Origin of the sequence: uncultured Leptotrichia sp., assembly GCF_938036635.1 — a bacterium.
In the GTDB taxonomy this organism is placed as follows: domain Bacteria; phylum Fusobacteriota; class Fusobacteriia; order Fusobacteriales; family Leptotrichiaceae; genus Leptotrichia; species Leptotrichia hongkongensis.
In genome coordinates this window covers 1-4,411 of sequence record NZ_CALHQO010000359.1, presented here as the reverse complement: position 1 = coordinate 4,411, position 4,411 = coordinate 1, and the positions used below count along the sequence as shown (strand labels likewise).

General features: G+C 30.3%; 6 protein-coding genes. 1 reads left to right on the top strand and 5 read right to left on the bottom strand.

Features of this window, described 5'->3' with window-relative positions; genetic code table 11:
• Positions 1-21 precede the first annotated feature (21 nt).
• The 5 genes from Q0370_RS07230 to Q0370_RS07210 all read right to left on the bottom strand — a co-directional run bounded on the left by Q0370_RS07230 (position 22) and on the right by Q0370_RS07210 (position 2,486).
• Positions 22-318, bottom strand: coding sequence for a hypothetical protein (locus Q0370_RS07230; protein WP_299573997.1), 297 nt, complete (start codon positions 316-318; stop codon positions 22-24).
• The gene (locus tag Q0370_RS07225; RefSeq protein WP_299573994.1) at positions 315-623 is read right to left on the bottom strand and encodes a hypothetical protein; all 309 of its coding nucleotides are present in this window, start codon (positions 621-623) and stop codon (positions 315-317) included. The genes Q0370_RS07230 and Q0370_RS07225 overlap by 4 nt, the downstream gene beginning before the upstream one ends.
• 77 nt (positions 624-700) lie before the next feature.
• Positions 701-1,126 (bottom strand): hypothetical protein, encoded by a 426-nt coding sequence (locus Q0370_RS07220; protein ID WP_299573992.1) that lies wholly within the window; start codon positions 1,124-1,126, stop codon positions 701-703.
• A gap of 48 nt (positions 1,127-1,174) precedes the next feature.
• Entirely contained in the window at positions 1,175-1,678 is a 504-nt protein-coding gene (locus Q0370_RS07215; RefSeq protein ID WP_299573990.1) for an NUDIX hydrolase, read from the bottom strand.
• A 31-nt stretch (positions 1,679-1,709) separates the two neighbouring features.
• Positions 1,710-2,486, bottom strand: a complete 777-nt coding sequence (locus Q0370_RS07210) for a histidinol-phosphatase (RefSeq protein WP_299573988.1) — start codon at positions 2,484-2,486, stop codon at positions 1,710-1,712.
• Positions 2,487-2,640: 154 nt separating this feature from the next.
• On the opposite strand from Q0370_RS07210, the gene Q0370_RS07205 reads away from it, so the two are divergent.
• Positions 2,641-4,260: an ABC-F family ATP-binding cassette domain-containing protein gene (locus tag Q0370_RS07205; protein ID WP_299573986.1), complete on the top strand. Its 1,620-nt coding sequence runs from the start codon at positions 2,641-2,643 to the stop codon at positions 4,258-4,260.
• The last annotated feature ends 151 nt before the right edge of the window (positions 4,261-4,411 follow it).

Sequence of the window (4,411 nt, the reverse complement as noted above, 5' to 3'; positions counted from 1 at the left end):
TTTTTAACCAACATTATAAATTTATGTATGGATTATAATCTCTTCCATATTTTCATTATATGGAAGACCGTTCTGCTTTATTCTGTCTATATTTTTATTCTTTCTTTCAATATCATTGTTTGTTATTTCTAAATTATATTCAGTGAAGATTTTTTCTGAAAGTGGTGGAATAAAATCTGAAACTTCCCATTTTTCAGGGTTTTGAATCATCTTCCTGTTGTCAAAATGATAATGATTCAAGCTCTTCTGTATAATAAATTTATGAAATTTTCCAAGAAAATTTGTGGTTTTTTCCAATAATTTCTCTTCATCTTTCACTTATTAATCGCCTCTACAGTTACAAATAGCTTGTTATATTTAGAAAGCTCCTCTTCACTTATATTTCTAAAACTTTCTGAATTCAGTTTTTCTAAAAAGATTTCTATTCCTATTTTTTCTTTTAAGAGAAAATTTCTATCTGGATTTACGACTATTGTTATCTTTCTTCCGTCATTTAGCTCAAAATAAAATTTCCTCGTTTTTTCAGTCAATTTATTCCCGTCTTCTGTTGAAACTGTGCTAATTTCATCTGCATAAATTTCCAAAAAACTTTTTACAAGCTCTATAGAGGATTTTTTATTCAAAAAATAGACGCCTGACTGCACTTTTTTTCTTAAAAAAATTCCATAAACCCATTCTTCTTTTCCCCTTCATACGTTGTTTAACGTTTAAAATTATCAAGCTCTTTTTCAATAATTGAAATAACTGTCATATCTGCAGGTATCATACTTAGAATTTTCTGATACAGCTCCTCCCTTTTCTCTCGGCATACTTGCAAAAATAATAAACATTCATTCTTTTTCCTCAATCTCAAGCTATATCCATCATTCAAAAAGATATTAAAATTTATCGTTTTAAAAGTTCCCTGGTGAATAAAAATCCGTGTTAAAATGCACATCTTAACCTCATCAATATTGAAATATATCTGTTCTTTTTTTATTCTTTTTATAAAAGTAAATATAAATTCTCCATCCAGTTCTTCCAAATTTTCTGCATTAAATCTAATTTTTTTCATAATTACCAAAAAAACTACATAAATTAGATAAAAAATTAGTATTATTAAAGGCAACGGTAAATAAATCTTCATAATCTCCTCCCTTCTTTTTTAGTACAAAAGTTAATTTATAGATTAAAATTATTTAGCTTCTTTTGAAAAATAAGTTACTGCAAGTATTGTTTTCATATCTCTTGACACCTTTGTAATATCCTTTACATCGACCCATACTACTTCCACTTCTTCCCCATGGTCGAGTGACTGCTCTATAGGCTTAATGTCATCAGATTTTAGTCTTGCACTGAAAAAATATAATTTTTCAGTTGTGTATCCTGGCGATACATATAGTCCTTGTGGCAACTCTTCAATATCTGTCACATCTTTTTCCAAATACCCAGTTTCCTCTTTCAGCTCTCTAAATGCAGCAACTCTAGGCTTTTCATCTCCATCAATTAGTCCAGCACAAACTTCAATTTCATAATCCTTAGACCCTGGTCTGAACTGTTTCACTAAAATTACTTTTTCTTTTGTTTCGTTAAACAGCGCAAAACAAACCGCATCAGATTTATCCAAATACTCCAAAGTTATTCCTGTTGTAGGATGTATCATTTTTGAACCTTTTAAAAATCTAAAACTATTATCCATTTTTTCCTCCTAAAGCTTATTTTTTATTTATTTAAAAAATACTCTCAATCACATTCAACCCAATTTCTTTTGCAAACTCTCTTGCAATTTCCATCTCTTTATCTTCCATTCTGTTAAAATCGTGTGTATCCGAACCAATTATCGTTCTAACATTATACTGCTTCACAATTTCCCAAAATTCCTTGTATGGATACATATATCTGTCCCAGTCTGGATGTCTTTCAAATGTTTTTCTTATTCCGTTTGCATTTACTTCAAGCGGTACATCCATTTTTTCTGCCGCTTTTGAAATCATGTGCGCTGCTTTTTCACATTTTTCATCCCAAGTCCGATAATTTATTACATACAAATCTGGATGTGCAATGTAGTCAAATTTACCACTTTCTATAGCCTCAACCATATATTTCGCATAAGCTAGCACATCTTCCCCTGTCTGTATCTTCCAAGCATTATAATTTGTACTGTCTCCGTCTTTTCTAAAGGCATGCAGTCCTAAAACAAGATAATCTAATTTTTCTCTATATCTATCGTATTTTTCAATAAATTCTGGAAAATATTCAATCTCCAGTGATTTATAAATCTTGATTTTATCTCCATATTTTTCCTGTGCTTCTTCTATTTCCTTCAAATATCCGTCAAAATCTTCTTCTTTCATTCTGTTATTTTCATAATACTCAGACATTGGAGCGTGATCTGATATTCCAAGTTCAGTATAACCTTCTCTAATTGCTACTTTTACATAATCTTCCACATTTCCAATGGCATGTTCACATCGGTAATTGTGAGTATGAAAATTTGTCTTGTTCATAATTTTCCCCATTCTATCATTTTAAAATTTTTCTTTCGTATATTTTACCAATTATTTTGAAAAAAATAAAGGTTTTAAATAAATTTATTTTGTTTTTAGTAAAAATTTTTGATATAATGTAAGTAAAATATAAATATTTAAGGAGGAAATTTTTTTGATTTCAACAAGTAATTTATCTGTCCAGTTTGGTGGACGAAAACTTTTTGATGAAGTAAATATTAAATTTACAGAAGGAAACTGTTACGGTATCATTGGACCGAATGGAGCTGGAAAATCAACTTTTTTGAAAGTATTAACTGGAGAACTTGATTCTACTTCTGGAGAAGTTATTATAGAAAAAAATAAAAGGTTATCATTTTTAAAACAGGATCACTTTGCTTACGAAGATGAAGAAGTGCTAAATGTAGTAATGATGGGACATGCAAAATTATACGATATTATGATGCAAAAAAATGCCCTATACGCAAAAACTGAATTTACAGAAGAAGACGGAAACTTAGCGGCTGAACTTGAAGGAGAATTTGCAGAGCTAGACGGTTGGGAAGCTGAAACTAATGCTGAAAAATTCCTTATCGGTTTAGGAATTCCTTCTGAACTTCATCATAAACTGATGAAAGAGTTAACAGAACCTGAAAAAGTAAAGGTTCTACTTGCACAGGCTATTTTTGGAAATCCTGACATATTATTATTAGATGAGCCTACAAACGGACTTGACCTGCATGCAGTAAAATGGCTAGAAGATTTTCTGATGGACTTGGAAAATACAACTGTACTTGTAGTTTCACATGATAGACACTTTTTAAACAAGGTTTGTACTCATATTGCTGATATTGATTACGGAAAAATTAAAATGTTTGTTGGAAACTATGATTTCTGGTACGAATCAAATCAATTAATGCAAGAATTAATCAGAAACCAAAATAAGAAGATGGAGCAAAAGAAAAAGGAATTGCAAGATTTTATTGCACGTTTCTCTGCCAACGCCTCAAAATCAAAACAGGCTACAAGCCGTAAGAAACAGCTTGAAAAATTACAATTTGAAGATATGCAGGTTTCTAACAGAAAATATCCATACATTGAGTTCAAGCCTGAAAGAGAAGCTGGAAACAATATGTTAAAAGTTGAGAACTTAACCAAAACTGTTGATGGCGAAAAAGTTCTTAACAATATTTCCTTTACGATAAATACTGGGGATAAAGTTGTTATTTTATCAAAAAATGACATTGCAAAGACTACTCTTTTCCAAATTCTAGCTGGGGAACTAGAACCAGATTCAGGAACTGTTGAATGGGGAGTTACAACTTCTCAAAGTTATTTCCCAAAAGACAACTCTGAATTTTTTGAAGATATAGATTTGTCATTGATTGACTGGTTAAGACAATTTTCACCTGACCAGCACGAAGAATATGTACGTGGATTCTTAGGAAGAATGTTATTCTCAGGAGAAGAGGCGAAAAAAAAGGCCAAAGTACTTTCTGGAGGGGAAAAAGTTCGTTGCATGCTTTCAAAAATGATGCTATCCAATGCAAACGTACTATTATTAGATAACCCAACAGATCACTTAGATCTTGAATCAATTACATCGTTAAATAAATCGCTGGAAAGATTTAACGGAACAATTTTATTCACAACACACGACCACGAATTTATTCAAACAATTGCAAATAAAATAATTGAAATTACACCAAAAGGTATTTTAGAAAAAGAAATGGAATACGATGACTATTTAAATGATGAAACTGTTGAAGCAAGGCTGAATGAGATGTATAGTTAGTGCTATTTCCCGTTTAAAGAACAAAAATAAAAAATTATGAAATTAAAATTATTTTTTTACAAGATTATGCTATTATACAGCTTATGTAACTATTAAAATACCCTTTAATTAAATTTATCATTAAGTAAAGACTTTTATAATTTTAATTTAT